This window comes from Pseudomonas sp. NPDC088890, from assembly GCF_044900155.1.
GTDB lineage: Bacteria > Pseudomonadota > Gammaproteobacteria > Pseudomonadales > Pseudomonadaceae > Aquipseudomonas > Aquipseudomonas urmiensis.
Window position 1 is genome coordinate 3,159 of sequence record NZ_JBJDNG010000023.1, and the last position, 4,160, is coordinate 7,318.

The following is a 4,160-nucleotide window of genomic DNA, read 5'->3' on the forward strand; positions in this document are numbered from 1 at the left end:
TGTACACACGGGTGCACACGCCACGACGTTGCGGGCAGTTCTGCAGCGCAGGTACGTCGGATTTCTCGACGGTACGCTTACGCGGCTGACGTACCAGCTGGTTGATAGTTGCCATCTACTAGCTCCACTGATTGTCTTGCGACGCTATTGTCTTGCAAGAAAGCCAAAAATTGGCGAGACGGAGCCTCACCAAATTTAAGGGTACAAAAGTCTAAAGAGGTTCTTGCACCCAGTCAAGACGAGGCCCCGGCCCTCCCCGCCCGGTGATCGGTAACATTGCATGTCACCGGTCACCACGGAGAGGGGCCGGGGCCCCACCCTGTACTTAGTTACCGCTGGAATTCAGCGCTTCGGTCAGTGCGGCTTCCACCTCACTGGCACTTACGCGCAGCGGTTTGTCGGCATCACGGCGACGCTTACGCTCGCTGTGGTAGGCCAGACCAGTACCAGCCGGGATCAGACGACCCACGACCACGTTCTCTTTCAGGCCGCGCAGGTAGTCGCGCTTGCCGGTTACCGCCGCCTCGGTCAGGACTCGGGTGGTTTCCTGGAAGGAAGCCGCCGAGATGAACGATTCGGTCGACAACGACGCCTTGGTGATACCCAGCAGCACGCGGGTGTACTTCGAGACGAACTTGTCTTCGGCAGCGAGACGCTCGTTCTCGACCAGCACCTGAGTCAGTTCCATCTGGTCGCCCTTGATGAAGCTGGAGTCACCCGATTCGGCGATCTCAACTTTACGCAGCATCTGACGCAGGATGGTCTCGATGTGCTTATCGTTGATCTTAACGCCTTGCAGACGGTAAACGTCCTGGATCTCGTTGACGATGTACTTGGCCAGCGCGCTGACACCCAGCAGACGCAGGATGTCGTGCGGATCGCTTGGACCGTCGGAGATGACTTCGCCGCGGTTTACCTGTTCGCCTTCGAAGACGTTCAAGTGGCGCCACTTCGGAATCAGCTCTTCGTACGGATCGCTGCCATCGGTCGGGGTAATCACCAGACGGCGCTTACCTTTGGTCTCTTTACCGAACGCGATGGTGCCGCTGACTTCCGCCAGAATCGAAGCTTCCTTCGGACGACGGGCTTCGAACAGGTCGGCAACGCGCGGCAGACCACCGGTGATGTCACGGGTCTTCGACGTTTCTTGCGGGATACGCGCGATAACGTCACCAACACCGATCTGTGCACCGTCGGCCACACCTACCAAGGCGTTGGCTGGCAGGAAGTACTGAGCAGGTACGTCGGTACCTGGCAGCATCAGATCCTTGCCATTGGCGTCGACCATCTTGATTGCCGGACGGATTTCCTTGCCAGCGGCAGGGCGATCCTTGACGTCCAGGACTTCAATGTTGGTCAAACCAGTCAACTCGTCAGTCTGACGCTTGATGGTGATGTTTTCTTCCATGCCCACGAAGGTCACGGTACCTTTCAGCTCGGTAACGATCGGGTGGGTGTGCGGGTCCCACTTGGCGACGATTGCGCCAGCTTCGACCTTGTCACCTTCCTTGACCGAAATCACCGCACCGTAAGGCAGCTTGTACCGCTCACGCTCACGACCGAATTCGTCGGCAATGGCCAACTCGCCGGAACGCGATACAGCAACCAGGTTGCCGTCAGCACGCTCAACCTGCTTCAGGTTGTGCAGTCGCACCATACCGCCGTTTTTCACCTGGACGCTGTCGGCAGCCGAGGTCCGGCTTGCAGCACCACCGATGTGGAACGTACGCATGGTCAGCTGGGTACCCGGCTCACCGATGGACTGGGCAGCGATAACGCCAACCGCTTCACCGATGTTCACCTGATGACCGCGAGCCAGGTCACGACCGTAGCACTTGGCGCAGATGCCGAAGCGAGTTTCACAGCTGATCGGCGAACGCACGATAACTTCGTCGATACTGTTCAGCTCGATGAACTCAACCCACTTCTCGTCGACCAGGGTACCGGCCGGAACGATGACGTCTTCGGTGCCAGGCTTGAACACGTCACGGGCGATCACTCGACCCAGTACGCGCTCACCCAGCGGCTCGACCACGTCACCGCCTTCGATGTGCGGAGTCATCAGCAGGCCGTGGTCGGTGCCGCAATCGATCTCGGTCACTACCAGATCTTGCGCAACGTCGACCAGACGACGGGTCAGGTAACCCGAGTTCGCGGTCTTCAGTGCGGTATCCGCCAGACCCTTACGAGCACCGTGAGTCGAGATGAAGTACTGAAGTACGCTCAGACCCTCACGGAAGTTCGCGGTGATCGGCGTCTCGATGATCGAGCCGTCCGGCTTGGCCATCAGGCCACGCATACCAGCCAACTGACGAATCTGAGCTGCCGAACCCCGGGCACCGGAGTCAGCCATCATGTACATCGAGTTGAAGGACTCTTGCTCGACTTCGTCGCCATTGCGGTCGATGACTTTCTCTTTCGAGAGGTTGGCCATCATCGCCTTGGATACTTCGTCGTTCGCCTTGGACCACAAGTCGATGACCTTGTTGTACTTCTCGCCCTGAGTTACCAGGCCGGAAGCGTACTGGCTCTCGATTTCCTTCACTTCGTCGGTGGCAGCACCGATGATGCGGGCTTTCTCGTCCGGGATAACGAAGTCGTTAACACCGATCGAAACGCCGGAAATGGTCGAGTAGGCAAAGCCGGTGTACATCAGCTGGTCAGCGAAGATCACGGTCTCTTTCAGACCAACCACGCGGTAGCACTGGTTGATCAGCTTGGAGATCGCCTTCTTCTTCATCGGCTGGTTGACCACGTCGTACGACAGACCTGGTGGTACAACCTGGAACAGCAGCGCACGGCCGACAGTGGTGTCGACGATACGGGTGTTCTTGACGCTGCCGCCATCACGATCGTTCACGGTTTCGTTGATACGAACCTTGATCTTGGCGTGCAGGGCAGCTTCGCCGGCGCGGAATACCCGGTCGACTTCCTGCAGGTCAGCGAATACGCGACCTTCGCCCTTGGCGTTGATGGCTTCACGGGTCATGTAGTACAGACCCAGTACAACGTCCTGCGACGGAACGATGATTGGCTCACCGTTGGCTGGCGACAGAATGTTGTTGGTCGACATCATCAGCGCGCGCGCTTCGAGCTGGGCTTCCAGCGTCAGCGGCACGTGAACGGCCATTTGGTCACCGTCGAAGTCGGCGTTGTACGCAGCACAGACCAACGGGTGCAGCTGGATAGCCTTACCTTCGATCAGCACCGGTTCAAAGGCTTGGATACCCAGACGGTGAAGGGTCGGTGCACGGTTGAGCAGCACGGGGTGTTCGCGAATCACTTCGGCGAGAACGTCCCACACCTCTGGCAACTCGCGCTCGACCATCTTCTTGGCAGCCTTGATGGTGGTCGCCAGACCACGCATTTCCAGCTTGCCGAAAATGAACGGTTTGAACAGCTCGAGAGCCATCTTCTTCGGCAGACCGCACTGGTGCAGACGCAGGGTCGGGCCTACGGTAATTACCGAACGACCGGAGTAGTCCACGCGCTTACCGAGCAAGTTCTGACGGAAACGACCTTGCTTACCTTTGATCATGTCAGCCAGGGACTTCAGCGGACGCTTGTTCGAGCCAGTGATGGCGCGACCGCGACGGCCGTTGTCGAGCAGGGCGTCGACCGCTTCCTGCAGCATGCGCTTTTCGTTGCGCACGATGATGTCTGGCGCCGACAGATCGAGCAGGCGCTTGAGGCGGTTGTTACGGTTGATCACCCGACGATACAGGTCGTTCAGGTCGGAGGTCGCGAAGCGGCCGCCATCCAGCGGCACCAGCGGACGCAGGTCCGGTGGCAGTACTGGCAGAACGGTCAGGACCATCCACTCAGGCAGGTTGCCCGAGCCCTGGAAAGCTTCCATCAGCTTCAGACGCTTGGACAGCTTCTTGATCTTGGTTTCCGAGTTGGTCTGCGGAATCTCTTCGCGCAGGCGACCGATCTCGTGCTCCAGGTCGATAGCGTGCAGCAGTTCACGGACAGCCTCGGCACCCATGCGGGCGTCGAAGTCGTCGCCGAACTCTTCCAGCGCTTCGAAGTACTGCTCGTCGTTGAGCAGCTGACCCTTCTCGAGGGTGGTCATGCCTGGATCGATAACGACGTAGCTCTCGAAGTAGAGAACGCGTTCGATATCACGCAGGGTCATGTCCATCAGCAAGCCGATACGG

General features: G+C 58.8%; 1 protein-coding gene and 1 pseudogene. Both read right to left on the reverse strand.

Going from position 1 to position 4,160, the window contains the following annotated elements; all coding sequences use genetic code 11:
• Positions 1-115: pseudogene (gene rpsL / locus ACI2JX_RS24795) on the reverse strand (30S ribosomal protein S12); the annotation flags it as partial.
• A gap of 210 nt (positions 116-325) precedes the next feature.
• Positions 326-4,160 (reverse strand): DNA-directed RNA polymerase subunit beta' (gene rpoC, locus ACI2JX_RS24800; RefSeq protein ID WP_404691200.1); only part of this gene is annotated, 3,835 nt, incomplete at its 5' end.